26 protein-coding genes and 9 tRNA genes are annotated in these 26,259 nt (G+C 44.6%); 6 read left to right on the top strand and 29 right to left on the bottom strand.

The genetic code is table 11. The features are described from left to right. The first annotated feature begins 889 nt into the window (after positions 1–889). Entirely contained in the window at positions 890–1,285 is a 396-nt protein-coding gene (locus tag F0229_RS05165) for a DUF2391 family protein (RefSeq protein WP_017060180.1), read from the top strand. Positions 1,286–1,629: 344 nt separating this feature from the next. On the opposite strand, the gene F0229_RS05170 is transcribed toward F0229_RS05165, so the two are convergent. The 13 genes from F0229_RS05170 to mutY all read right to left on the bottom strand — a co-directional run bounded on the left by F0229_RS05170 (position 1,630) and on the right by mutY (position 7,492). Then, positions 1,630–1,705 (bottom strand) — tRNA-Asn (locus tag F0229_RS05170). A 29-nt stretch (positions 1,706–1,734) separates the two neighbouring features. Continuing rightward, positions 1,735–1,810 (bottom strand) — tRNA-Thr (locus F0229_RS05175). Positions 1,811–1,846: 36 nt separating this feature from the next. Continuing rightward, a tRNA-Asn gene (locus F0229_RS05180) sits at positions 1,847–1,922 on the bottom strand. Between the two features lie 24 nt (positions 1,923–1,946). Beyond that, positions 1,947–2,022 (bottom strand) — tRNA-Thr (locus F0229_RS05185). A gap of 56 nt (positions 2,023–2,078) precedes the next feature. Further along, positions 2,079–2,154: transfer RNA gene (locus F0229_RS05190), tRNA-Phe, on the bottom strand. 235 nt (positions 2,155–2,389) lie between these two features. Beyond that, entirely contained in the window at positions 2,390–4,015 is a 1,626-nt protein-coding gene (locus tag F0229_RS05195) for a methyl-accepting chemotaxis protein (RefSeq protein ID WP_171732404.1), read from the bottom strand. A gap of 382 nt (positions 4,016–4,397) precedes the next feature. Next, positions 4,398–4,473: transfer RNA gene (locus F0229_RS05200), tRNA-Asn, on the bottom strand. Between the two features lie 56 nt (positions 4,474–4,529). Then, positions 4,530–4,605, bottom strand: a tRNA-Phe gene (locus F0229_RS05205). Between the two features lie 7 nt (positions 4,606–4,612). Then, positions 4,613–4,673: transfer RNA gene (locus tag F0229_RS05210), tRNA-Thr, on the bottom strand. A 74-nt stretch (positions 4,674–4,747) separates the two neighbouring features. Then, positions 4,748–4,823 (bottom strand) — tRNA-Phe (locus tag F0229_RS05215). A gap of 103 nt (positions 4,824–4,926) precedes the next feature. Further along, a complete protein-coding gene (gene mltC / locus F0229_RS05220; protein ID WP_017063191.1) occupies positions 4,927–6,060 on the bottom strand; it encodes a membrane-bound lytic murein transglycosylase MltC in 1,134 nt (377 codons plus the stop codon). 69 nt (positions 6,061–6,129) lie between these two features. Then, the gene (locus tag F0229_RS05225) at positions 6,130–6,402 is read right to left on the bottom strand and encodes an oxidative damage protection protein (protein ID WP_010435637.1); all 273 of its coding nucleotides are present in this window, start codon (positions 6,400–6,402) and stop codon (positions 6,130–6,132) included. Positions 6,403–6,430: 28 nt separating this feature from the next. Continuing rightward, the gene (gene mutY / locus F0229_RS05230) at positions 6,431–7,492 is read right to left on the bottom strand and encodes an A/G-specific adenine glycosylase (protein WP_065584120.1); all 1,062 of its coding nucleotides are present in this window, start codon (positions 7,490–7,492) and stop codon (positions 6,431–6,433) included. Between the two features lie 165 nt (positions 7,493–7,657). Here mutY and trmB point away from each other — a divergent pair, with 165 nt between their 5' ends. Beyond that, positions 7,658–8,377, top strand: a complete 720-nt coding sequence (gene trmB, locus F0229_RS05235) for a tRNA (guanosine(46)-N7)-methyltransferase TrmB (protein ID WP_004738956.1) — start codon at positions 7,658–7,660, stop codon at positions 8,375–8,377. Positions 8,378–8,727: 350 nt separating this feature from the next. Continuing rightward, on the top strand, positions 8,728–9,648 hold the full coding sequence (gene glsB / locus F0229_RS05240) for a glutaminase B (RefSeq protein ID WP_008223607.1): 921 nt from the start codon (positions 8,728–8,730) through the stop codon (positions 9,646–9,648). Between the two features lie 67 nt (positions 9,649–9,715). Here glsB and hemW read toward each other — a convergent pair whose 3' ends face one another. The 7 genes from hemW to F0229_RS05275 form a co-directional block, all read right to left on the bottom strand. Further along, positions 9,716–10,903 carry a radical SAM family heme chaperone HemW gene (gene hemW / locus F0229_RS05245; RefSeq protein ID WP_171732405.1) on the bottom strand — a complete coding sequence of 396 codons (1,188 nt, stop codon included), beginning with the start codon at positions 10,901–10,903 and terminating at the stop codon, positions 9,716–9,718. Continuing rightward, entirely contained in the window at positions 10,903–11,502 is a 600-nt protein-coding gene (locus F0229_RS05250; protein WP_146490584.1) for an XTP/dITP diphosphatase, read from the bottom strand. The genes hemW and F0229_RS05250 overlap by 1 nt, the downstream gene beginning before the upstream one ends. A 48-nt stretch (positions 11,503–11,550) precedes the next feature. Beyond that, positions 11,551–11,982 (bottom strand): DUF4426 domain-containing protein, encoded by a 432-nt coding sequence (locus tag F0229_RS05255; protein ID WP_017062246.1) that lies wholly within the window; start codon positions 11,980–11,982, stop codon positions 11,551–11,553. Positions 11,983–12,010: 28 nt separating this feature from the next. Next, positions 12,011–12,301: a DUF167 family protein YggU gene (yggU, locus tag F0229_RS05260; protein WP_102427900.1), complete on the bottom strand. Its 291-nt coding sequence runs from the start codon at positions 12,299–12,301 to the stop codon at positions 12,011–12,013. A gap of 29 nt (positions 12,302–12,330) precedes the next feature. Then, a complete protein-coding gene (locus F0229_RS05265) occupies positions 12,331–12,888 on the bottom strand; it encodes a YggT family protein (protein WP_017067798.1) in 558 nt (185 codons plus the stop codon). Between the two features lie 58 nt (positions 12,889–12,946). After that, on the bottom strand, positions 12,947–13,765 hold the full coding sequence (gene proC / locus F0229_RS05270) for a pyrroline-5-carboxylate reductase (protein WP_171732406.1): 819 nt from the start codon (positions 13,763–13,765) through the stop codon (positions 12,947–12,949). Positions 13,766–13,843: 78 nt separating this feature from the next. Next, complete coding sequence (locus F0229_RS05275) at positions 13,844–14,548, bottom strand: YggS family pyridoxal phosphate-dependent enzyme (RefSeq protein ID WP_171732407.1); 705 nt, start codon at positions 14,546–14,548, stop codon at positions 13,844–13,846. A gap of 26 nt (positions 14,549–14,574) precedes the next feature. Between F0229_RS05275 and F0229_RS05280 the strand changes: the two genes are divergently transcribed. Next, on the top strand, positions 14,575–15,612 hold the full coding sequence (locus tag F0229_RS05280) for a type IV pilus twitching motility protein PilT (protein ID WP_017062242.1): 1,038 nt from the start codon (positions 14,575–14,577) through the stop codon (positions 15,610–15,612). Between the two features lie 14 nt (positions 15,613–15,626). Further along, positions 15,627–16,736, top strand: coding sequence for a PilT/PilU family type 4a pilus ATPase (locus tag F0229_RS05285; protein ID WP_171732408.1), 1,110 nt, complete (start codon positions 15,627–15,629; stop codon positions 16,734–16,736). Positions 16,737–16,810: 74 nt separating this feature from the next. Here the strand turns inward: F0229_RS05285 and F0229_RS05290 are convergent, their stop codons facing one another. The 9 genes from F0229_RS05290 to metK all read right to left on the bottom strand — a co-directional run bounded on the left by F0229_RS05290 (position 16,811) and on the right by metK (position 23,785). Then, positions 16,811–16,948 (bottom strand): hypothetical protein, encoded by a 138-nt coding sequence (locus F0229_RS05290; protein WP_171732409.1) that lies wholly within the window; start codon positions 16,946–16,948, stop codon positions 16,811–16,813. A gap of 99 nt (positions 16,949–17,047) precedes the next feature. After that, complete coding sequence (gene ruvX, locus F0229_RS05295; RefSeq protein ID WP_004735480.1) at positions 17,048–17,470, bottom strand: Holliday junction resolvase RuvX; 423 nt, start codon at positions 17,468–17,470, stop codon at positions 17,048–17,050. 60 nt (positions 17,471–17,530) lie between these two features. Next, positions 17,531–18,094, bottom strand: coding sequence for a YqgE/AlgH family protein (locus tag F0229_RS05300; RefSeq protein ID WP_102394125.1), 564 nt, complete (start codon positions 18,092–18,094; stop codon positions 17,531–17,533). 116 nt (positions 18,095–18,210) lie between these two features. Continuing rightward, positions 18,211–19,161, bottom strand: coding sequence for a glutathione synthase (gene gshB, locus F0229_RS05305; protein ID WP_054547450.1), 951 nt, complete (start codon positions 19,159–19,161; stop codon positions 18,211–18,213). Between the two features lie 9 nt (positions 19,162–19,170). Further along, the gene (rsmE, locus tag F0229_RS05310) at positions 19,171–19,902 is read right to left on the bottom strand and encodes a 16S rRNA (uracil(1498)-N(3))-methyltransferase (RefSeq protein ID WP_017062238.1); all 732 of its coding nucleotides are present in this window, start codon (positions 19,900–19,902) and stop codon (positions 19,171–19,173) included. A gap of 153 nt (positions 19,903–20,055) precedes the next feature. Beyond that, a complete protein-coding gene (locus F0229_RS05315; RefSeq protein ID WP_017063198.1) occupies positions 20,056–20,787 on the bottom strand; it encodes an endonuclease in 732 nt (243 codons plus the stop codon). A gap of 96 nt (positions 20,788–20,883) precedes the next feature. After that, positions 20,884–21,384 carry a SprT family zinc-dependent metalloprotease gene (locus F0229_RS05320; RefSeq protein WP_171732410.1) on the bottom strand — a complete coding sequence of 167 codons (501 nt, stop codon included), beginning with the start codon at positions 21,382–21,384 and terminating at the stop codon, positions 20,884–20,886. A gap of 80 nt (positions 21,385–21,464) precedes the next feature. Continuing rightward, a complete protein-coding gene (locus F0229_RS05325) occupies positions 21,465–22,262 on the bottom strand; it encodes a DUF2189 domain-containing protein (RefSeq protein ID WP_017062235.1) in 798 nt (265 codons plus the stop codon). Between the two features lie 368 nt (positions 22,263–22,630). Continuing rightward, positions 22,631–23,785, bottom strand: coding sequence for a methionine adenosyltransferase (metK, locus tag F0229_RS05330; protein ID WP_017062234.1), 1,155 nt, complete (start codon positions 23,783–23,785; stop codon positions 22,631–22,633). Between the two features lie 358 nt (positions 23,786–24,143). Here metK and tkt point away from each other — a divergent pair, with 358 nt between their 5' ends. Beyond that, a complete protein-coding gene (gene tkt / locus F0229_RS05335) occupies positions 24,144–26,138 on the top strand; it encodes a transketolase (RefSeq protein WP_171732411.1) in 1,995 nt (664 codons plus the stop codon). Positions 26,139–26,259: the final 121 nt, after the last annotated feature.

The raw sequence follows: 26,259 nt of genomic DNA on the forward strand, positions 1-26,259 counted from the left end.
TCGCAAGCTTTTTGAAGTCAGTGTTATTAAGGCTATCCATGGCTAAATTTCACAATAATTCATCAATCTTAATTAGATCACATTTTTACTTTAATTGGTATTAGGTGTTCCTCAAACCAACTCATGATTACGACTACATTATTTCTGATTCCAGCTGTGAGGTGACTCGAGCATTATTTCAAACGTATATAGCTTTAAGTTTAGCATTCAGATACTCGAGCCATACGCGCTGTAGATGTTTCCTTTATTAAGTGAGCGGCTCTCAGTATTAGTTAACAGCCTTTCGGCTACGAAATCTGACTTCTGCTCTATCTGTGAATCTATAGGATACGTGTAATTAGGGCTCTATCATGGAGGCTTCTCTTAAGAACGCTAGAGCTCATAATGAGTCGACTTAATGTCTCTTGTTATGCATTGAGCTTAAAACCACTCTCGATGGTATTGAGCGACTCGTTCTAAGTACTTCAAAGGGTGGAAGTAGGCTAGATTCAGCTTAAAGGTGAGAGTCGCTAAGTGTGTTCCCAAGTGGTGCCTGAGGGGTATATAAGCTAAGAAATAGAGCATCCCTCGTATTCGTGAAGTGACGTTTATCACCCTGCGGATTTAGATTCTTTGGTTCTAGGTGCTGGTATATTAGGGGTTACCACTCTGTCTTCGATTTTGATGTGTTTGTTGACTCGATATTAATCAGTCGTGTTGACCGTTTTGCTCTGAGCATATTGATTTCTTGCTGGTTAGTTCAAGCTATGTTTTGGTTATTGCGACTAAGATGAAGCTAGAAGGTCACTACTGTTTGCTTAGTAGAAATAAAAATCCCCCAAATCATCGGCGGATAGTTTTGTGATTCTTTTCAGAATTAGATAAAGCCTTAAACCTAATGGGTCGAATTATGAAATTGAGTTTTAACTTTGAAGATGCGAGCCAGATCTTTGTGGGATCTTTTGCCTTGGCCGTGCCGATTTCTTTTTCTGAAGAGGCTTGGAAGTTAGGGGAGACTTTACCTACCGCTAATCTATTGCTGCTATTTTTACTGTCTGCGGTGTTCTTAGGCTTCTATACGTATGAGAGTGTCTTTCAAAAAGATGTTGTTGCTCGGTTGCCGGTGTTTATTTTCAGAATAGTGATTGCTTATGTTATGACGGCATTGGTCGTTGCTTTGGTACTGACTTGCCTGGACAAATTACCTCTATTGAGTGATCCCGTCGTATCGATCAAAAGAGTGATTGTTATTTCAATGCCAGCCTCTATGGGCGCTATTGTAGTGGATAGTTTTGATAAAGAGTAATCTGTGTATCAATTTGGATTGAAGTGTCTTACAGAGCTTTTCAGCGCTTACTTGATTCGTTATTTAGCTTTCTTACCTCCAAACTTAGTATTGATTTTTTCAACCGATCTCCTAGTCAATAAAATGAGTAGCAACGTACTGTGACTGACTCTTACGTGAATGTGTCGTTTGTTGTTGGGAGATTTTGAAGAGCATTAAGTAGCGAAGATTTGTAGCTTTGGAAGGATATAAAAACGGTTGGTTTCTGAATTGAATATGGTATTTGAAAGGTGAGGGTAGTTGTATTAATAAGTTAGGATCTTTAGATGCAAAAAAGCCGCATCAATGATGCGGCTTTTTTTAATTGGCTCCCCTTGCAAGACTTGAACTTGCGACATACGGATTAACAGTCCGCCGTTCTACCAACTGAACTAAAGGGGAATTGATTGTTTAGTCTCTAATCAAGAGAATGGTGCCGACTACCGGAATCGAACTGGTGACCTACTGATTACAAGTCAGTTGCTCTACCTACTGAGCTAAGTCGGCATCATGAATCAAAAAGCTTATGCTTGATGATTAACTTGGCTCCCCTTGCAAGACTTGAACTTGCGACATACGGATTAACAGTCCGCCGTTCTACCAACTGAACTAAAGGGGAATTATTCTTAAAGCTTTAAAGAAATGGTGCCGACTACCGGAGTCGAACTGGTGACCTACTGATTACAAGTCAGTTGCTCTACCTACTGAGCTAAGTCGGCACATAATATTTCTTTGTGCTTTACTGTTGTTGTCTAAGACACCAACAAATAAATTGTGGTGCCCGGAGGCGGAATCGAACCACCGACACGAGGATTTTCAATCCTCTGCTCTACCGACTGAGCTATCCGGGCGACGAGGTGTATTAAACGTGTTTTCGCGTTCTGGGTCAACATTAAATTGCAAAAAAAGTATCGTTTGATGTTTTTCTATACTTAGTGGGTTGTTTTTGCTCATTTGGGGTGAAAAACCTAGGTCTAGCATGCCCTAAAAGATAGTAAAACTACGGTTAACTACACTGAATGGGCGCCGAAATAAAAAAAGCACGTATGAAAACGTGCTTTTTTATTTGAAAATTTTCTAGGGAGTTTAGTGTTTTACTTCAAACCTATTAACCCAAGCTTCTAATTCGTTGGAAAGAGAGGCAAGAGTTTGGGTGCTGTTATGACTTTCTGTTACGACATTGCTCAGTTGGTTACCGCTCTCTTCGATCATATTGATACGCTTCGATATATCATCGCTCACCTGAGTCTGCTCAGCGGCCGCTGTTGCGATTTGATGACTCATTGATGAAATGGACTCTAATGCGACAACAATCTGTTGTAGTGCTTCAGAGGCGTTTTGAGACTCTGTTACGGTGCTTTCACTGGTCGCGGCACACACTTCCATGGTTTGAATTGCGTTGCGAGATCCCTCTTGAAGGTTATTAATCATTAATTGGATTTCTTTTGTGCTCGATTGTGTTCTGCCTGCAAGGTTACGAACCTCATCTGCTACAACAGCAAATCCACGACCTTGTTCGCCAGCTCGAGCTGCTTCAATGGCTGCATTTAGTGCCAATAGGTTAGTTTGCTCCGCTATATCACCAATCACATCCAATACTTTTGCAATGTTGTTTACATCGTTATCTAGGTTAGCGACAGCTTCGCTTGCTGTGCCTAGTTGGCCTGCTAAGCCTTGAATGTTATCTACTGTGTTGTGAATGAGTTGTTGGGTATGCTGGCTCTGTTTGTCGGCCTCGTCGGTGTTGCGCGCGGTATCGCTAGCTGAAGCAGCTACGTTATTGGCTGAAGAGGCCATCTCGGTCATTGCTGTCGCGATCATCTCTGTTGATTTCTGTTGGGTGTCTGTCAGTTGACCAATTGACCCAGCGCGATCTTCTACGCGCTGCAGTTCGCCTCTTAATGCCAGCATTGAAGCGCCAAGGTTTGATACTAGCTCAGCCAATGACTTACTCATTTGTTGTACGGCGTGATAGATACTGCCGTCAATTGCCTGAGTTTCGAAAGAGGTTTGAATTCGACCTTGTGCTACGGCTTGTACTGCTTCTCGTACGTCTTTAGGTTCGCCGCCAAGAAGCGCTAGCATGCGTTTAATGGATACAATTAGGCTCGCCAGAATAAGACCAGCAATCACGACACAAAGGAATAGCTGCCATTGAGCAGTAGACCAAAAACGAGCGTTAACTTCATTGAACCCGATACCAGTGCCGACAACCCAACCCCAATGTGGCGTTTTCTCTGCAATAGACAGTTTTTCTTCAATCGTTCCATCTGGCAGTTTTTGTGTCCAGGTGTACTCAATGATCTCGCCAGTACGATTACCAAGTACTCTTTGGATTAGCTGCCCAACACTATTGCCGTCGCCATCTTTAAAGTCGTTAAAACTGGTTCCGTGCAGTTGAGGATCTAATGGTGTCGCGATAAACGTCATGTTCTCATCGGCTACGTAAACATATTCATTATCTTTATAGATGTTGTTGCGTAGAAGGCGAGTAGCTAGTTGCTTGGCTTGCTCTTCTTCTAGTGTGCCATCAATAGCCATTTTTTCGACTTCAGTAAGAATGCTGTATGCGCTCTTAAACAGCTCTGTTACGCGAGCTTTGTTGTCCATGTTGCTAGCAACTCTTAAGGTCCATAAGCCTGTAGCCGTCAGTGCTAGCAGGGCGATCAAGATGATGCCCGATAATAAGTAAGCTTGCGTTTTTAGTTTCATATTTCCCCGCGCAGCGATTCAATAATTAGTATTAGGTATAATTCATCGAATCTTAATCTAAGTGGTGTAAGGCAGATATTAGAAAGACATCAAAGTATGATAGGGATTAAATTTTCGAAGAAAAAAAAGTAACAGGACTTGGTTCTATTTGTTTTAATGTGAATATTAGCGGGTCATGAACTTTATAAGGCGTTGGTTCTGTTGTAGTGGATATGCTTTATAGAACTTAGAATCAACTGTTGTAGTAAGAGTACTAAAAGGAGATAACTCAATTTATCGAGACTGATTAAGAGTTAGTGAGGAGCTGATGTGTATATTGAATAGAGTTTGTTTTTGTTCAAACGAAAAAAAGCCAAGTCTTTCGACTTGGCTTTCTTGAATGTGGCTCCCCTTGCAAGACTTGAACTTGCGACATACGGATTAACAGTCCGCCGTTCTACCAACTGAACTAAAGGGGAATTATTTGTGTCAACATCAGGTCTATAAAGACCATTATTTGTTAAGCACCAAATAATGGTGCCTCGAGGCGGAATCGAACCACCGACACGCGGATTTTCAATCCGCTGCTCTACCGACTGAGCTATCGAGGCAAAAGAATGGTGCCGACTATGACCTACTGATTACAAGTCAGTTGCTCTACCTACTGAGCTAAGTCGGCACACTAAATTCTTTATGCTTTTGTCCGTGTTGTTACTCCCTGTTAAAGAGTGTTGACACCAACAAATCAAATTGTGGTGCCCGGAGGCGGAATCGAACCACCGACACGAGGATTTTCAATCCTCTGCTCTACCGACTGAGCTATCCGGGCAACGGAGCGCTATTAAACGGATTTTCTGCATAACCGTCAACTCCTTTTTTGAAAATAATTAAAAAAACCGTTCGTTCGTTGTTTTTTTATTCAAAAGTGAGGGTTATGTTTTACCTTGGTTAAATTCTTTTTTGAATTGCGTTACTTTTTCGAGGTATCGGCGCGACTCTTTATTTGGATGCTTCTTGGTAAGCGCCCAGTAGGCTTGGCTCGGTTGCAGCGAGTTTAAGTCTTGCATTGCTCGCTTTCTGTCCTTACTGAAGGTATTGAGTACGCCACCAGTACCGCCGTTATAGGCTGAAATCATACTGTATTCAAGCGTTAATGGGTTTTTTACGTCTTTCAAATAACGATTTTTAAGGATGTAAAAGTATGCGGTGCCAGCATCAATGTTGTTTTCTGGATTGAATAAGTACTCAGGGCTTGGTTCACCAGGTTTCTTTTTGACGTGTTCAAATACATCTCGACCAGCGGTTTTAGGTACCACCTGCATAAGACCATAAGCATTAGCCCAGCTTACGGCGTACGGGTTGAAGCTACTCTCTGTCTTGATGATAGCGTAGATTAAATCTTCAGGGATGTCATAACGCTGAGACGCTCGTCGAACGATGTCGGCATATTGATAACTACGCTGGCTAGCGTGGTCGGCCACCATTGGGATTTCAACGTAGTAGGCTTTTTTAAAGTCGACTTCTTTGGTTTTTAGGTTATTCGCGATCAGGTAATCCGCAAACTGGTTCGCTCGCCAAGTCCATTGAATGGGCTTTTTTTCTTGGTCTACGACCTGATTATAGAGGAAAGGTTTGCCTTCTAGCTTGATGCTTTTAGAAGAGAATAGATCGACATGCGCCGGATCATCTGGCGTCAAAAGGGTCGTCATGATCGCATTTTTGAGGTGTTTTTTCGGTTCGGTAGAGGAAACCGTTTCCACCGTTATCAGGCCTTGGCTAAAATTCACTTCTGAACGACTTAAGTAATTATCTATGTATTTCACATAGTTACTCTTACCTGCTATCTTGATTTCACTGCTACCCCAACGTTTTTGAATGTTGCCTGAAAAGCTATCTATTAATGAATCTAGCGCCCCGGTATCTTTTTCAAATTGTCCGGGTAGCTCAGCTAAATTCTTCACAAACCGGTTGGTTGGCTCGTAATTGACATCATAAATGCTTTCGACAAATTCACGGCTGCAGCCAGTTAATAACATGGCTGTTAGGAAGTAACTTAGCTTTTTCATAGTTCCTCATACAAAAATGACATCGCAGCGTTAACCATGATGTCATTAAAAATTGCTTAAATAAATGTCTTATTCGCTTGGTGGAGTATAGCCATCAATTACGACATCTTTACCTTCAAAAAGGAAGTTAACCATCTCAGTTTCAAGAAGTTTACGATGCTCAGGATCCATCATGTTTAGCTTCTTTTCATTGATAAGCATAGTTTGCTTGCTTTGCCATTGTCCCCAAGCTTCTTTAGACACGTTGTCAAAGATACGCTTACCTAAGTCACCTGGGTAAAGTTGAAAATCTAGGCCTTCAGCATCTTTTTGAAGGCGAGCACAAAATACAGTGCGGCTCATAGTGGTTCCTCTTATCGCGTTCGTTGATTCAAACGTCGTCGTTCAGTTCAAAGGGTAGGCTCTCAATAAGCTGCTTTACAGGAGCGGCTAGGCCAATTTCTTCCGGTTTTGATAAGTTATACCAGAGACCTTTAGCCCCTTCCATTATCAAATCTGGTTGTTTATCTAATTTCACTAATACTGGCGTGATATCTAAGTGGTAGTGGCTGAAAGTGTGTCTAAACGCAATCATGGTCTTGATCGAATTGGTTTGAGTGTCTTTGATCGAACGAAGATCTAGTTGATGTTCGATCTCTGCGTTTTCATTTTGAGGGAAACAAAACAATCCGCCCCAGATACCAGATTGAGGGCGCTGTTCGAGCCACACTTGGTTGTCGTGATACAGAATCACAAACCATGTGTCTTTTACTGGCTTTTCTTTCTTAGGCTTTTTGCCAGGGAAGTCGAGCTGTCTATCGAGCTTCTTGGCCTCACACATGCTTTCAATCGGGCACAAGGTGCACTTAGGCTTGCTACGGGTACAAACCATGGCACCCATGTCCATCATTGCTTGGTTGTACTTATCGACATCTTTGTTCGGAGTATGTGCTTCGGCGTGTTCCCAAAGCTGGTTTTCGACTTTCTTTTGCCCCGGCCAACCTTCAACGGCAAAACTTCTCGCAAGCGTTCGTTTTACATTGCCATCAAGAATCGCATGAGGAAGTTTATGAACCGATGATAAGACGGCTGCTGCTGTTGAGCGACCAATCCCCGGTAGCGCGTTCATCTCTTCGATAGACAGCGGAAATTCACCACCATATTGCTCAGCAACGATCTTGGCTGCTTTATGTAGATTGCGAGCTCGTGCGTAATAACCAAGCCCTGTCCATAAGTGGAGTACCTCATCTTGTTCGGCGTTCGCTAGGTCGATAACCGTTGGAAAGCGTTCTAAGAAGCGTTGGTAGTATGGAATCACCGTAGCAACCTGAGTCTGCTGAAGCATGATTTCAGATAGCCAAACGGTGTAGGCGGTTTTGTTTTGTTGCCAAGGCAATTCTTTACGCCCGTAGGCGTCATACCACTTTAATATGGCGGTTGCGAAAGGAGTCACGACATGCTCTATGCTTTGCTATTATTAGAAGCGAAATTGCACCACACTTAACGTTGGATGTAAAACAGACAAATTGTGTGGGAATTTATCCACGGAAAGACTTGCACCGAAGGCAATTCTTTGGATAATCCCCGCTTTGATTAATCAATGTGCAGGCAAAAATCAATGAGTGAAGTGACCACTAACGAATATACTGAAGACGGCAAACTGGTTCGTAAGATCCGTAGTTTTGTTCGCCGCGAAGGCCGCTTAACAAAAGGCCAAGAGAACGCGATGAATGAATGTTGGCCAACAATGGGTATCGACTACAACCCAGAGCTTCTTAACTGGAAAGAAGTATTTGGCAACGATAACCCAGTTGTACTAGAGATTGGCTTCGGTATGGGTGCATCACTGGTTGAAATGGCAAAGAACGCACCTGAGAAGAACTTCTTAGGTATTGAAGTTCACAGCCCAGGTGTTGGTGCTTGTTTGGGTACTGCGCGCGATGCTGGCGTAACTAACCTACGTGTAATGTGTCACGATGCTGTAGAAGTATTTGAACACATGATTCCAGATAGCAGCCTGCATACACTGCAACTGTTTTTCCCTGACCCATGGCACAAAGCTCGTCACCACAAGCGTCGTATCGTTAAAGCTGAATTCGCTGAAATGGTGCGCGCTAAGCTACACCTTGAAACTGGTATTTTCCACATGGCAACTGACTGGGAAAACTACGCAGAGCACATGATTGAAGTAATGAATGCTGCACCAGGTTTCGAGAATATCGCTGAAGATGGTGATTACATTCCTCGCCCGGATGAGCGTCCACTGACTAAATTTGAAGCACGTGGCCACCGTTTAGGTCATGGCGTTTGGGATATTAAGTACAAGCGTACTAAGTAATTCTGAACATCAACAAATATAAGGTGAGATTTGATTAGGATCTTAACCTTACACTTTGTGGGATTGATAAAAGCCAACATTATTGTAGTGTTGGCTTTTTTGTCCTTAGGCTTTTATTTCAGTAAAGGCTTAACGACAGAAAGTAATACCAATCACAGTAAGTAAGTGATCAGAAATAGCGTAGGAAAAAGGCTTGAGAACAAGGCAGCATTTTTCGATAAGTAGTTACTCTACAATCAAAAACTCTAACGCAGTTATCGAGCATTTTAACAAGCTAGAGTGAGCCGTTATTTACTACGATTGGTATATGTTACATCCCTACAAAAATAACAATATAGAAGTAAGCACACATGAAACCAACTCAAGCTATTTTGGCCGAGATCTTAGAAGAAGTTCGCCCTTTAATTGGTCAGGGAAAGGTCGCTGATTATATTCCTGCATTAGCGCGTGTATCGAACCAGAAACTGGCGATCGCGGTGTACACCAATGAAGGAGAAGTGATTCAAGCTGGTGATGCAGAGGAAGCCTTCTCTGTACAATCTATCTCTAAGGCTTTGAGTTTGACGTTAGCAATGGTGCTCTATAAGCCGGAAGAGATTTGGCAGCGTGTAGGTAAAGAGCCTTCAGGGCAGGCCTTTAACTCGATGATTCAGCTTGAGATGGAACATGGGATTCCTCGTAACCCGTTCATCAACGCTGGTGCAATTGTTGTTGCAGACCTACTACAAAGCCGCTTGTCAGCACCAAGACAGCGTTTATTGGAGTTTGTGCGTCAGTTATCGGGCGATACTCATATTGTGTACGACAAGGTAGTAGCAGCTTCAGAAATGATGCATAGCGACCGTAATGCCGCTATCGCGTACTTGATGCGTTCATTTGGTAATTTTGAGAACGATGTTATCCCTGTACTCAATAATTACTTCCATGCTTGTGCACTTAAGATGACTTGTGTGGATTTGGCGAAAACCTTTAGCTACTTAGCGAACAAAGGTGTGTCAGTACAGACTAAGAAAGAGATCATCACGCCGGTACAGACCAAGCAGCTGAATGCTTTGCTTGCAACTTGTGGTTTGTATGATGGCGCAGGTGAGTTTGCTTATCGCGTCGGCATGCCGGGCAAATCGGGAGTAGGTGGCGGGATTATCGCTATCGTTCCTGGTGAAATGACGATTGCTGTGTGGTCTCCAGAGCTTGATCCGTCTGGTAACTCTCTTGCTGGCACTAAGGCTCTCGAGCTGCTTTCAGAACGTATTGGTCGTTCGATTTTTTAGTACTTTCGGTATGCTGATTTCTATAAAAAGCCTCTCGTTGATGAGAGGCTTTTTTGCAGGTTCTAGGTTATTCGTCTTCTTCAGCCATGAAGGCTTCTAGCAAATCGTTTAGGAACAACTTACCTTTTTCTGTGATCTGCCAATGAGTGTCGGTTTCGCTCAAGTAACCTAGATCTTTTGCCCACTCAATTGTTGGCTGAACAGCGTCAAAACCAAGTCCTGTCGTATCAATGAAATCTTGCTTAGGGCATGCTTCCATCAGCCTGAAACGGTTCATGAAAAACTCAAAAGGGCGATCTTCATTTGCTACTTCAAATTCATCCGAAATATAAGGCTTCACCATATTCTGGTAAGCCGCCAAATAGCCTCTAGGGTGTTTAACCTTAGTCGTTCGAATGATTCGTCCATCAGCAAAACTCAGCTTGCCATGAGAGCCGCAGCCAATACCTAGGTAGTCGCCAAAGCGCCAATAGTTAAGGTTATGCTGACACTGATAGCCGGGCTTGCTGTAGCCTGAAATTTCGTACTGCACATAGCCTGCGTCTGCGAGTTTCTTATGACCCAAGTCGAAAATATCCCAAAGGTCATCATCGTCAGGTAGCTTTGGCGTTTTGTAATAGAACATGGTGTTAGGTTCTATTGTTAGCTGATACCAAGATAAGTGTGGAGGATCGAGCTCGATCGCTTTGTCCAAATCAGCCAAGGCCTGATCAATGCTTTGATCCGGTAAGCCGTGCATTAGATCTAGGTTGAAGCTATTTAATCCGATTTTATGTGCTAAATGAGCGGCGTTAACCGCTTCATCTTGCCCATGAATACGGCCAAGTCTTTCCAGTTTCTCTTGCTCAAAACTTTGCACGCCCACCGAGATTCGACTAACCCCTGCTTTTTGATAACCAGCAAAACGCTCAGCTTCAATGGTGCCAGGGTTGGCTTCCATGGTTACCTCGATTTCCGGTTTGAACGGGATGCGTTGTTCAATACCTTGCAGCAATCGACCAATTCCTTCTGGAGAGAATAGGCTCGGAGTACCACCACCAATAAAGATCGAGTGCAGTGGACGAGGTGCGTCATTGAGTTGGTATTTTTCGATATCAGTATCGAGATCCTCAAGCAGAGCATCAATGTATTCTTTTTCAGGAATCTCGGCTTTCAGAGCATGTGAGTTGAAATCACAATATGGACACTTTTGTACACACCATGGGATGTGTACATAGAGACTAAGTGCTGGTGGTATAAGCGCTGTATCGTGCATTACAGAGCTTGCTCTTTGATTGCTTCGAATAGTGAAGCAAGGGCTTTACCGCGGTGTGAAAGCTGCTTTTTACGTGTAGATTCGAGTTCAGCAGATGCACAGTTATCTTCTGGTACAAAGAATACAGGATCGTAGCCAAAGCCATTCTCACCGTGCTCTTCCGTCAGAATACGACCTTCCCATTTACCGTGACACACCAATGGTGTTGGATCGTTTTCGTGACGCATGAGTACCAACACACAGTGGAAACGAGCGGTACGCTTTTCAGTTTCCACACCTTGCATGGCATCAAGCAGTTTTTCAATGTTTTGCTTATCCGTAGCCCCTTCACCTGAGTAGCGCGCTGAGTAGATGCCCGGAGCACCCTTAAGGAAATCAACCTCTAAACCTGAGTCGTCAGCAATCGCTGGCAGCCCTGTCTCTTTCGCAGCATGGCGAGCCTTGATGATGGCATTTTCAATGAAAGTCGTTCCTGTTTCAGCGACTTCTGAAACGTTAAATTCACTTTGCGCGACAACGTCAAAACCAAACTCAGACAGAATATCTGCCATCTCGCGAACTTTACCTTGGTTGCCTGTTGCTAAAACAATCTTACTCATGGGAATGTAGCTCTAAATAAGTTAATAAATGAAAAGTAAGGTTTGAGCTTACTCTTCTATGTAGAATTTCTGTGTGAAACGCAGTGGACCAGTGCCTTTTAGGCCTGCGTTCACATCGATGTCGAAGGTGATGTTTTCTTCGTGAGTTACGGGGAACTCAGCAAGGTAATAAATCGCATCGCCTTCTTTGATTTCTCGAAACTTCAAAGTACGGGTGTTTCCAACGAGGTTCTTCGCTGTTCCCGTAATTTTAGCCGTTGTCGCAGGCTTGCCTAGAGAAGCCTTGTCTAACACGCTGATGTTGAGGATTGCTGAGTATCCATTTCGCTTAAGTTTGTATTGCTTAGCGACTTGCGAAGTTAAGAACGTGGAATTAAAAGCCGAGTAATGAACCTCGACATCCTTAATGTTCTTAAATTGCCCTGCTGAGCTTGGTAAGGCAACAAGAGCGGTGAGTAGTGCTGTTATCCATAAACGCATAATGACTCCAATAAATAGCAAAAAGCCATCATAGGATGGCTTTGACTTCAGTTGGGATTTGGCTTGGCGAGCATATTCGAACTTGCTTGTGCCTACCGAGATCTCCCTTTTCTATCTTAATTTGCCCTTTTGCGACCTTAAACTGTTTCGCAAGGTATTTCGCTAAGTGGGCGTTGGCTTTGCCATCTACTGGTGGAGCAGTTATGGCAATTTTGAGTTCCTCACCATGCAAGCCAACAATCTTGTCTCGGCTTGCTTTGGGTTGGATATAGAGCCTAAGAAGAATATCGTCTTCCTCGGCCCAAACCGCTTTTGGCATCGTCAAAGTACCTGATGTTTGTACTTGAATTATAGCTGATACCAAATAGGGCCAATCATGTCGCCCATTAGGAAGTTCGCAAATTGCAGAACAATGAACAGAACCAGTACGCTTAGGTCGAAACCACCCATGTCCGGAAGGATACGGCGGATAGGCACTAGCATTGGTTCAGTCAGTTGATGGAATACGTACTCGATTGGACTACGACCTTGGCTTACCCAGCTTAGGATTGCACGGATAAGTAGAACCCAGAAGATCAAACCACCAGCCGCTTTGAGCAGAGACAGTGCACCAAAGATCAGGAAGCTAATATCGAAAACGGCAGCGCCGCCAGAGATAATCAGGTTTAGAGCAACGAACTTAAGTACACACAGCACATAAGCGAAAACAACGGTCGCTAGATCAAGGCTGCCGATTGATGGAATAACTCGGCGTAGTGGGGCAACAACCGGTTGTGTCGCTTTTACGATGAATTGTGAGAATGGGTTGTAGAAATCTGCACGTGATGCTTGTAGCCAGATACGCAAGATCACAACCATGATGTAAAGATCAAAAACGGTCGAGATCAGAAAGCTCATCGAGTTCATATTGTTTCCTTTTTCGGATTTACTTGTCGCTTAGGTATAAATTGAAGCGACAAAATGCTTAAAACAGTTTTTCCATCTCTTCAGCTCGAGCAACCGCCGCTTGCATGGCTTTTGCTACGATGTCTGATAGTTGATGTTCGTTAAACGTGCGCAGTGCTTCTGCGGTCGTGCCGCCTTTTGATGTCACTTGTTCACGCAGTATAGATAATTCAGTATTTGGATTCGCTACCACCATCTCTGCCGCGCCTAATGCAGACTGCTGCACTAGCTTACGAGCGGTTTCTTGGTCAAAACCTTGCTTGATTGCTTCAGCTTGCATCGCTTCCATAAACAGGAAGAAGTAAGCCGGAGCGCTACCCGCCGCCGCAATGATGTTGTTGATTCCAGACTCTTGTTCAACCCAACTTACTTCACCAACAGCTTGCATCAGCTGAGAAGCAAAGTCTTTATCATCTTGGCTGACAGTTGCATCGGCATAAAGACCACTCATCCCTTTACCAAGCAGTGATGGCGTGTTTGGCATCACACGAACAAGGTTCAGTTGGCAGTTTAACATCTCATTAAGTCGATTCGCATTAATACCCGCGGCAATTGAGATAACCAGTTTGTTGCTGAAGTCGATATCTTGTAAGGGTTTACATACATCAGCCATCATTTGTGGCTTCACGGATAACACAACAACGTCTGCTTGCTCTGCTGCTGCAATATTATCGCTGGTGGTATTGATGCCGTATTCTTGTTCTAACGGCAGCCTTCTTGTTTCTGAAGGTGCTGTCGCAGTAATCTTTTGCGCTGGGTAACCACTAGCAACTAAGCCAGCTACAATTGAGCGAACCATGTTTCCCGCCCCAATAAAGGCGATGTTCTTATGTACCATATATAAAATCCTGAGCGTGTCGCTGCGCGGATAAGGCGAAGCGGTATCAATACTTGTACTTGTCGTTACTTACTACGGCTATTTCGCGTAATCACGAGCGCCGAAAATAGCTGTTCCAATACGAACCATTGTGCTGCCAGCCTCAACTGCTGCATCCATATCACCACTCATCCCCATCGAAAGGGTATCAATGTCTGAATACTTCGCGGCTAGCTTGTCTTTAAGCTCTGCCAGTTGAGAAAATGCATTAAGCTGAGATTGATAGTCAGATACGTTTGCAGGAATCGACATCAATCCTCTTAAGGTGAGGTTGGGGAGCGATGAAATCAACTCCGCGAGTGCAAAAACTGTCTCTTCTGAGGTTCCAGATTTGGACTCTTCACCACTGGTGTTTACCTGAATCAACACTTGCAAAGGTGGAAGTTCGCTTGGTCGTTGATCATTAAGCCTTTGTGCGATCTTATCGCGATCGACGGAATGCACCCATTGAAATCTTTCCGCGATTGGGCGGGTTTTATTGGATTGAATTGGACCAATAAAATGCCACTCTAAATTTAGGTTAGAATGTTGTTCTGAAAAGTGTTTTACTTTATCTACACCTTCTTGAACATAGTTTTCACCAAAGGCAACTTGGCCTCCGAGTGCGGCTTCTAGAATCGCATCAATAGGTTTAGTTTTGCTGACGGCTAAAAGTTGCACGGACTCTGGAGCTCGTCCGCACTTTTGCTCAGCACTACGAATCTGTGAGGTGATTTGTTCGATATTTTGTTGAATACTACTCATAGCTGACTTTACTTAAGGGAAAATAAATGGATATCACTGAGTTACTAGATTTTAGTGTAAAGCATAACGCGTCAGATCTACATCTTTCTGCGGGTGTATCTCCAATGGTACGTATAGATGGTGAAGTAAGGAAGCTTGGAATCCCAGCTTTGAGTCATGCTGATGTGCATCGTTTGGTTTTTGAGATCATGAGCGATTCACAACGCGGCGAGTTTGAAGAAAAACTGGAAGTCGACTTCTCTTTTGAATTACCCAATGTTGGTCGCTTTCGTGTTAATGCGTTTAACCAAGCCCGTGGCTGCTCAGCTGTCTTTCGAACTATCCCTGTCGAAATCCCGACTTTAGATCAGTTAGGTGCACCTGAGATCTTCGAAAGGATTGCTAACTACGAAAAAGGGTTAGTGCTCGTCACTGGTCCAACTGGCTCTGGTAAATCAACGACTCTTGCGGCGATGGTTGATTACGTAAATCGCAACCACAATAAGCATATTCTGACGATTGAAGACCCGATTGAATTCGTTCACACCAATAATAAATGCCTAGTCAACCAGCGTGAAGTTCACCGTGATACTCACAGTTTTAAAGCGGCACTGCGCAGTGCCTTACGTGAAGACCCAGACGTGATTCTGGTTGGTGAACTTCGTGACCAAGAGACGATTAGCTTAGCGTTAACCGCAGCAGAAACGGGTCACTTGGTCTTTGGTACTCTGCACACCAGTTCTGCGGCTAAAACGATCGACCGTATTATCGATGTGTTCCCAGGTAGCGATAAAGATATGGTTCGTTCGATGTTGTCTGAATCACTGCGCTCGGTGATAGCCCAGAAGCTGCTAAAGCGTGTTGGTGGTGGTCGTGTGGCGTGTCATGAAATCATGATGGCAACACCGGCGATCAGAAACTTGATTCGCGAAGACAAGGTCGCTCAGATGTACTCGATCATTCAAACGGGCGCAGCGCACGGCATGCAGACCATGGAACAAAACGCGAAGCAGCTGATGGCTCAAGGCTTGGTTGATTCGGAAGAGGTTGAGAAAAAAATCGAAATTGAAACCTCAATGTTTTAATCAAGGTGCACATAATGGAATTGAATCAAATCCTTGAGGGAATGTTGTCTCAAAAAGCGTCCGATCTTTATATCACTGTCGATGCGCCTGTCTTGTTCCGTGTCGATGGTGAACTACGACCGCAAGGCGAGAAGCTGAATTTGGTTCAGGTCGCTCAACTACTTGATGCGATGATGGATCAAGACCGACGTGATGAATATCAGCAAACGCGTGAGGCTAATTTTGCCATAGTGCGTGACTTTGGGCGTTTTCGTGTCAGTGCATTCTTTCAACGAGAGCTACCTGGAGCGGTCATTCGACGTATCGAGACTAACATCCCAACCTTTGAGCAATTAAAGCTTCCAGATGTACTGCAGGACCTTTCAATCGCTAAGCGCGGACTTGTGTTGGTGGTTGGGGCGACAGGCTCTGGTAAATCGACCTCAATGGCTGCGATGACTGGTTATCGCAATACCAACCGCTCGGGGCATATCTTGACGGTTGAAGACCCTATTGAATTTGTGCACGAACATAAAAAGTGCATCGTGACGCAGCGTGAGGTCGGGCTCGACACCGAGAGTTACGAAGTCGCGCTTAAGAACTCGCTACGCCAAGCACCAGACATGATCTTGATTGGCGAAATCCGTAGCCGTGAGACCATGGAATACGCGATGACCTTTGCTGAAACGGGTCACTTGTGTATGGCAACCTTGCACGCCAATAACGCTAACCAAGCGCTAGAGCGTATTCTTCATTTGGTGCCGAAAGAGCAGAAAGAACAGTTCTTGTTTGACCTATCGATGAACCTGCGTGGTGTCGTCGCTCAGCAACTCATTCGCGACAAGAATGGCAGCGGGCGTCATGGTGTATTCGAGATTCTGCTGAATAGCCCTCGTGTTTCTGACTTGATTCGTCGTGGTGAACTACACGAACTGAAAGCAACCATGGCTAAATCGAAAGAGATAGGTATGCAGACCTTTGACCAAGCTTTGTATGATTTAGTGATAGCAGGCAAGATCAGCGAAGAGGATGCGTTCCACAGTGCCGATTCTGCTAATGACTTGCGCTTAATGCTCAAAACTAGACGTGGTGATGACGACTACGGAACTGGGGCGTTGGCTGGTGTGAAGATAGATATGGGGTGATAAAAAACGCCTGATTTGATTCTAGGTTAAAATCAGGCGTTCATCATATTCATCGTTCGACTGCGTCTGTATTATCAACGCTTCTTGTTCTTAGGCTCGCTGATTACGTCTGCGTCAGTCGAAGTATGATTCATATAACCTGCATTATAGGAGCTTGTCGAACTGCATGCTGATATTGCTAGAGCTACGAAGATTGCTAGAAAAATTTTCATGTGAACTCCCACTTACCTAATAATGAATTGCTTCGACATTACGCCGTAATATCATTATAGGATCACAAAGGAGTTTAATCTTTGAGCTCTTAATTTTCGTTATGAATATTGTGCTTCAAACCAGCTCTCTAAAATGACGACTGCAGACTGGTTATCGACATTACCTTTACTTAGTGCTTTGTAGCCGCCCATTTCAAAAAGGTCGGCCCTTGCTTCTGTCGTAGAAAGTCTTTCATCATGCAGTTCAACATCGACACCAAAGCGCCCTTTTAGGCGATTGGCAAACTTCTTCGCCCTTGGTGTAATCGCGGCTAGATCTTTACCATGAAGATCGGTAGGAAGACCAACCACGATAAGATTCGGCTGCCACTCCTTAATTTGCTTTTCGATATCGTCCCAATTTGGGATGCCATCTTTGGCTTTAAAAGCTTTTAGAGGGCTTGCGGTGCCCGTGATTTCTTGTCCTATCGCACTACCGATACTTTTTGTACCGTAGTCAAATGCCATAATTGTTCGTGACATGGGGTTTCCAAATTTATCTGTGTTTGAGAGTGTCTGTTTATTTTACTTAGTTGATTTGAGCTAGGCGTGGCCAGCGTCTGCTGAAAGCTGAGCCGCATTTATTCCTAACATCTGCACGGCGACTTTCCAGCGGTCAGAAATCGGTGTATCGAAGATGACCTTCGGATCGGCTTCAACGGTTAACCATGAGTTCTCGGTCAGTTCGGTTTCCAGTTGTCCCGGTTCCCATCCTGCATACCCAAGTGCGACTAAATAATTCATCGGCTCATCTTCTGTGCCCAACACCATCAAGATATCTTTTGAAGTCGTCACCGAGATTTGATCTGTCATGTTGATGCTGGATTGATAGCTGCCTTTAGGTTTGTGCAAAATAAATCCACGGTCTTCTGCGACCGGCCCACCGTTCAATACTGGCTTATCAAGACTTGCTTGGTTGGATTTCGGCTGCTCAGAATCAACCTTAACTTGTTTAAGCATGCTGCCGACAGTGACATCGATAGGGGCGTTGATCATCAAACCCATCGCGCCTTCGTCATTGTGCTCACAAAGGTAAATCACCGAATTTTGAAAGTATGGGTCTTTCATTCCGGGCATAGCAACCAGAAAGTGGTTCGTTAAATTCATAGAGCCTCCTGCCAGTGTGTTCCCAGTAAAGGAAAAAGAGCGGCGTAAAGCCGCTCATTGTTCTTTGCCTAGATATTTCTGTGTTTTCGAATAGCTAAGGCTTTCTTTAGTTTAGGCTATTTAGCGTTAACGCGACGCTCAATTGCATCCATTAATTTACCTGTAACTGAAATATCAAAAGCGGCTTCAATTTCACGGATACAAGTAGGGCTAGTCACGTTAATTTCAGTCAGCTTGTCGCCGATAACATCAAGCCCAACAAAGATTAAGCCTTTCTCTTTCAGTGCTGGAGCAACTGCTCTTGCGATAGCCCAGTCTGTTTCACTTAGAGGACGAGCTTCACCTGTACCGCCAGCAGCAAGGTTACCTCGAGTTTCCCCTTTTGCAGGAATACGCGCTAGACAGTAAGGCATTGGCTCACCGTCAACCACAAGAATACGCTTATCACCATTGCTGATGTCTGGAACAAAAGTTTGTGCCATTGCGTAGTTCTGACCGTGGTTGGTCAAGGTTTCAATAATAACTGATACGTTTGGATCGCCTTCTTTCACACGGAAGATAGACGCGCCGCCCATGCCATCAAGTGGTTTTAGAATCACGTCGCCGTGTTCTTCTCGGAACGCTTTAATTTTTTCAGCTTTACGAGTCACGATGGTGGTCGGTGTCAGTTCAGGGAACCATGCCGTGAACAACTTCTCGTTACAGTCACGTAGGCTTTGTGGTTTGTTGACGATCAGTGCGCCGTTCTCTTCAGCACGCTCAAGAATGTAAGTTGCGTAGATGTACTCAGTATCAAACGGAGGATCTTTACGCATTAGTACCGCATCTAAATCGGATAGCGCGATAGTCTGTTCTGATTTGAACTCGTACCAACCGTTTGGATCTTCTTTTAGTTCAACAACCTTAGTGTCAGCAATGGCTACGCCTTGATCTAAATGTAGATCATTCATTTCCATGTAATGGATTTCGTAACCACGACGCTGAGCTTCAAGCATCATGGCAAAGCTAGAGTCTTTTTTGATGTTAATGGATGAAATTGGATCCATTACGATGCCAAGTTTGATCATTTTTTTCTCCTAGCCTAGATCGCCAAAACGGACTTGTAAGGCAGTAATTGCGGTTAGAGCTGCTGTTTCGGTACGAAGTACACGTGGGCCGAGTAGCGTCTCTTCAAATTTGTATTGTTCTGTCATGCCGATTTCTTCAGCCGACAAGCCACCTTCAGGGCCGATCAATAGGCGTACCTTACTGATAGGTTCTGGAAGGGTATTAATTGAGTATTTTGCACGAGGATGTAAGTTCAGCTTTAATGCTTCACTCGGTTCGCTACACCACTCTTCAAGTTGCATGATAGGGCGAATGACTGGAACCGTATTGCGGCCACACTGTTCACACGCCGCGATAGCAATCTTTTGCCACTGTGCGAGTTTTTTCTCGAAGCGTTTTGTATCAAGCTTAACGCCACAGCGCTCTGAAATTAAAGGGGTAATGGTGTTCACACCAAGCTCAACCGATTTCTGAATCGTGAACTCCATTTTGTCGCCACGTGAAATCACTTGGCCTAAATGTAAGTCTAACGGAGATTCGCTGCTGCGTTCGATGCGTTCAGAAACATTAACGGTGACATTTTTCTTTGATACTTCGGCTATCGTCGCAGGGAATTCAGCGCCACTGCCATCAAATAGAAGGACTTCTTGGCCTTCTTTCATGCGAAGGACACGACCAACATGACCCGCGGCATCTTCGCCTAAAGCGAGTGAACCTAACTGATGAATGCGTTCTGGGTGATGAATACGAGGGATTCTCATGCTGGTAAACCTATAAATATGTTCATTTGGGTATTTTGTCTCTGCCTAACATGGATGCTTTTAGTTGAAAAAACAAGGGTAGAGCAAGAGTTTCAGGGGCAATTCTGAAACTCTTGTTTGAGATAGTTAGGAATGTTGATTGTACGAGCGACGCTATTTACAAGCAGGGTAAACAAATGGGTTGTGATTACCTTGGATGGCATAGATTCGCTCATCACGAGTACATTCCCACTTGTCGACAGGAAATTGCTTGTTCCACGCCATCATTAGGTTGGTTTGTTGCTTAGATAGTTTGAAACCATACTCTTGGCTCATGTAAAGGTAAGTACGCGCGATAGAGCCTTTTGCTCTGTCTGGCGGCATAACTTTACGCTGCTTGAAGTTGACCTGCATTTCACACTGACCATAGCTCACACCATCCATGCCATTCCACTGACTGAAGTTGTAGTTGGAGCGATCACCGTTAACCTCGCCAATGGCCGGAGTTAGGTTGTGAAGGTCGGCTTCCATGGATTTGAATATTTTGTCATTGCGAGTGCAGTTCTTGCGCCCACCATCTTGCCAACACTGACGCTGGTGGCCAAATTGCCAAGCTGGAACCACGTGTTCCCACTCAATTCGACTCGCCCGCTTTTGTTGTTTTCGGACTTGATAGCCACAGCCATCAAGGTCGGGAATGCCTTTCTTTTTGTCCTTCCAAGTAATGTCACAGCCGCAATAAAATGAAGTCGGATGGTCGAGGTAAATCTTCACCGCTTCTCTTTTTGCTTTGGAAAATGAGCTCGGTGGTGCGGCGAGAACGCTTTGGGTTACCAGTAGGCCAAATACTATTGTTAAGTAAAAAGATACAGGTAGGCCAAATGCTTTGAAGGTGAGTTTTTGCATAGAAAAAGACTGATAAAAGTATGATAAACATCAGTCTAGCACTCAAATGTTAGATCTCTCTATTAGATTTGTTCTACCGAGTAAATCAACCTGTCACTAGCTTAGTTGAGTTCCCGTGAAAGCTAAGGTTTGCTGGCACAATTGGCAGCGGTAGGTCGATTGATTCCGAAGTACTTTGTTGTGTCGTCTGATTGATAATGGGTAAGTGGTGCACTCACATCGATATTCAAAGGTTTTCCCTTGAACTGACGCGATTTCAAAGCTGTGAGTTGTTCTGGCTGGCACGTTGAATACTTTTTCCATCACGTATTTCCACTCGTTTCCGTGAGGCCTAACACGTCCGAAAACCTGATGCGTGATCAGGTGTGCGAGTTCATGTGGCACAACCTCGTTGATGAAGGCATCTTCATTTTCAGAAAATAGTACGTGGTTGAGCTTAATTTCGTTGAGCTGAAGGTAGGCCTTTCCCGCCGCTTTGCCTCTTAACTTGAAGGTGATAGTTGGGTGTGGAAATTCACGAGAGAAATGTTGATTTGCGATAGCTAGGCATTCGGCCAATTTCTTATTTGCTCGGTGTTGTTGCAGGGTGTAAGACAAACGTTGTTAACTCCAAATAAAAGGCCTCAGCGTTTAAACCAAGGCCTAATCATAACATTGCTTGTTGATCTAGCGATGCTTTACACGTGATGTTTTTTCTTAATGATCTCGTGATAAGCGTGCCATGTAGCATAGCCAAGTAGCGGCATGGTGACGATCATTCCGATGCCGTAGGTGGCAAAACCCACCAAAATACCGGCACAAATAATACTCGCCCAAACCACCATTGCAGGGATGTTCGATTTCACGGCATTAAAGCTAGTGAAAATCGCACTCATCACATCAACGCGTCTCTCCATCATTAACGGAATTGAAAATGCTGAGATGCTAAATATGAGGCTTGCGATAACAAAACCAATCACAGAACCCGTAATTAAGAAGGGAGCGAACTCAGCCAGTGGTGCGCCTTGCACTGAAGGGTAGAGCGCGTGCAATAATGCAGCGATACGCATCCAGAATATCATCGCAACCATCAATACGATCGCAAAGGCCCATTGGTGGGTGGAGTTGCGAGTGATGGCTTTCATCGAGTGCAGTAGGCTTGCGTTGTGGCCTTTTTCTCTTTCCCAAGCTGCGTCATACAAGCCCAGAGCAAGAAACGGCCCTATTAGCATGTACACGATCAGGCTTGGCATTACGACCAAGTGTGTTCCTTGCCATTGGACAAGCTGAACAATGGCGATTGCCGCTCCCATAAAGCACAAACCGTAGAATGCGCTGATTAATGGCATTCTTACTAAGTCATGCAGAGCAAGCGACAACCAATGAAAGGGTGCGGAAATACTGATTTGGTTACAAGGAATGGTGCGAGCGTAATCCTTATCGCTGACCTTGTGTTTTTTATCGTTCAGTTCGGATGGGTGCGCGGTACGAGGCATAGATCCCCCTAGTTAAATAACGTCCTAGTTATAATTCCATAAGGCTCATCGATGTGGCTTGTGTGAGAGTTATGGTGTTGAGCTAAATTGCTCTTTGTCATCCCAGTTTTTGTTCTAGCGTGCATTTAACGAGCGTTATCAGGCTGAATTAATTTAAGTTAAATGTGAGCTTGATCTCTTAGGAGTTACCTTAACTATTGTCAGTAGTGTTAGAAAACACAAATTATCAGCGGTTTTTTATACTAAGTGGTTAACGGTAAAGAAGGGCATTAGAGAAGAGAATGGCGAGTGAAAGTAAGGTAAGTACATAAAAATAAAGCCCTTACTAAGAAGTAAGGGCTTTAAAGAAACAAATCGCAGTGGCTAAATTATTTTAGGCCAGCGAAGTCCGCAAGGATTGCTGCTTTGTCAGTCGCTTCCCAAGGGAACTCTTCACGACCGAAGTGGCCGTATGCAGCAGTCTGCTTGTAGATAGGCTGAAGAAGGTTCAACATCTCTTGAAGACCGTATGGACGTAGGTCGAAGTTTTGACGAACTGCTTCAATGATAATTTCGTGAGCTACTTTTTCAGTACCAAACGTTTCAACCATGATAGATGTTGGATCAGCAACACCGATAGCGTAAGACAGTTGAATCTCACAACGGTCAGCCATGCCAGCAGCAACGATGTTTTTCGCAACGTAACGAGCCGCGTAAGCTGCAGAACGGTCAACTTTTGATGGATCTTTACCAGAGAATGCACCGCCACCGTGACGAGCTGCGCCGCCGTAGGTATCAACGATGATCTTACGACCAGTTAAACCACAGTCACCCATTGGGCCACCGATTACGAAACGGCCTGTTGGGTTGATGAAGAAGTTAGTATCTTTGTTGATCCACTCAGCAGGAAGTACTGGCTTGATGATTTCTTCCATTACTGCTTCGCGTAGGTCAGGCGTTGTTACTGAATCACAGTGTTGAGTAGAAAGAACAACAGCATCGATACCAACGATCTTACCTTGGTCGTATTGGAACGTAACTTGAGATTTCGCATCTGGGCGAAGGAAGTCAAGTTTGCCGCTCTTACGTACTTCAGCTTGCTTCTTAACAAGAAGGTGAGAGTAAGTAATTGGAGCTGGCATTAGGATAGGAGTTTCGTTAGTCGCGTAACCAAACATGATACCTTGGTCGCCTGCGCCTTGCTCTTTAGGGTCTTCTTTATCAACACCTTGGTTGATGTCTGGAGACTGCTTACCAATTGTGTTTAGAACAGCACAAGAGTCAGCGTCAAAGCCCATATCAGAATGAACGTAACCAATTTCACGTACTGTTTCACGAGTGATTTCTTCGATATCAACCCATGCAGACGTTGTCACTTCACCGCCAACCATAACCATGCCGGTTTTAACGTAAGTCTCACAAGCAACACGTGCTTTTGGATCTTGTTCCAAGATGGCATCAAGAACAGCATCAGAGATTTGGTCTGCAATTTTATCTGGATGACCTTCTGAAACAGATTCAGAAGTGAATAGGTGCTTAGCCATGAGAGCTCCACTTTTAAGTTTTTGGTGTAAATAGTTTATGGCGTCGCAAGCTAGGAAGCGCCGCCATTAAATACAGTATATTTTGTAGGTGTTTCTACATCTAGACGGCTATTCTAAATTCCAGCGGTCGAATTACAAGCTCTTTTTTATGATATGTCATAACTAATCGTTTGCGTATCGATCGAGATAAGCCACTGCTAAGTGATGTAAATGTTCGAAAATTGCGAAAAATGACCGTTAAAATGCCAGTAAAACGTTTGCAGTCGCAATAGTCGTTTGAGAGAATACCCGCGCTAATAAAAATGAAAACTTTAGCAATTATCTCTTTTTTAAATCGCTTATGTATCCAGGAGCAGACATGCCTTCTCGTAAAGATCTAGCCAATGCAATCCGCGCACTTAGCATGGACGGTGTTCAACAAGCAAATTCAGGCCACCCAGGCGCACCTATGGGTATGGCTGACATCGCTGAAGTTCTTTGGCGTGGCCACTTGAACCACAACCCAGCAAACCCAGAGTGGGCTGACCGCGACCGTTTTATCCTGTCTAACGGCCATGGTTCAATGTTGATTTACTCTCTGCTTCACCTTGCAGGCTACGAGCTTTCAATTGAAGATCTGAAAAACTTCCGTCAACTGCACTCTAAGACTCCTGGTCACCCAGAGTACGGTTACGCTCCTGGTATCGAGACAACGACGGGTCCTCTAGGTCAAGGCATCACTAACGCTGTTGGTATGGCAATGGCTGAGAAAGCACTGGCGGCACAGTTCAACAAAGAAGGCCACGACATCGTAGACCACTACACTTATGCATTCATGGGTGATGGCTGTCTGATGGAAGGTATCTCTCACGAAGCATGTTCTCTAGCAGGTACGCTAGGTCTTGGTAAGCTGGTTGCTTTCTGGGATGACAACGGCATCTCTATCGATGGTGAAGTTGAAGGTTGGTTCTCTGACGATACACCTAAGCGTTTTGAAGCATACGGCTGGCACGTAATCCCAGCAGTAGATGGTCACGACTCTGACGCTATCAACGCAGCGATTGAAGCGGCTAAAGCGGATCCTCGTCCTACGCTTATCTGTACTAAAACTATCATCGGTTTTGGTTCTCCAAACAAAGCGGGTACGCATGACTGTCACGGTGCTCCACTAGGTGCTGATGAAATCACAGCAACTAAAGCAGCATTGGGTTGGGAACACGGTCCTTTCGAAATCCCAGCAGATATCGCAGCTGAGTGGAATGCGAAAGAAGCAGGCGCAGCGAAAGAAGCAGCGTGGAACGCGAAGTTTGACGCATACGCAGCGGCTTACCCAGAGCTAGCAGCTGAATTCAAACGTCGTACTAACGGCGAGCTACCCGCTGAGTGGGAAGAGAAAGCAAACGCAATCATTGCTGATCTTCAAGCTAACCCAGCAAACATCGCTTCACGTAAAGCATCTCAAAACGCACTAGAAGCGTTTGGTCAAATGCTTCCAGAATTCATGGGCGGCTCTGCTGACCTTGCGCCTTCTAACCTGACTATGTGGTCTGGTTCTAAGTCTCTTGAAGCAACTGACTTCTCTGGTAACTACATCCATTACGGTGTACGTGAATTCGGTATGACGGCTATCATGAACGGTATCGCTCTGCACGGTGGTTTCGTGCCATACGGCGCAACGTTCCTAATGTTCATGGAATACGCGCGTAACGCAATGCGTATGGCTGCTCTGATGAAAGTTCAGAACATCCAAGTTTACACGCACGATTCTATCGGCTTAGGCGAAGATGGCCCTACTCACCAACCGGTTGAGCAGATCGCTTCTCTACGTCTGACTCCAAACATGAGCACATGGCGTCCATGTGACCAAGTTGAATCTGCAGTGGCTTGGAAACTGGCTATTGAGCGTAAAGATGGTCCTTCATCTCTAATCTTCTCTCGTCAAAACCTTGCACAACAAGATCGTAATGCTGAGCAAGTTGCTAACATCGCTAAGGGTGGTTACATCCTGAAAGATTGTGAAGGCAAGCCAGAGCTAATCATCATTGCAACTGGTTCTGAAGTTGAGCTTGCAGTTGAAGCTGCTGCACAACTAACCGCTGAAGGTAAAGCAGTACGCGTAGTATCTATGCCTGCAACTGACGCGTTCGACAAGCAAGACGCTGAATACCGTGAGTCTGTACTTCCTTCTGATGTTACAGCGCGTATCGCAGTAGAAGCTGGCATCGCTGACTTCTGGTACAAATACGTTGGCTTCGGTGGCAAGATCATCGGTATGACAACGTTCGGCGAATCTGCACCAGCAGGTGAGCTATTCAAGATGTTCGGTTTCACTACTGAAAACGTAGTAAGCACAGCGAAAGAGCTTCTTGCTTAATCATTGACTGATGGCCTTGTGCTAACAGTTAAATGAAGGAAAAAACCGAGCACTGAGCTCGGTTTTTTGTTTCTGGGATTTGTTTCTTCTAGGCTTATCTCTACAAGCAACAGATTAACCT

The sequence above is a fragment of the Vibrio sp. AIC-3 genome (genome assembly GCF_013114515.1).
GTDB classification, from domain to species: domain Bacteria; phylum Pseudomonadota; class Gammaproteobacteria; order Enterobacterales; family Vibrionaceae; genus Vibrio; species Vibrio crassostreae_C.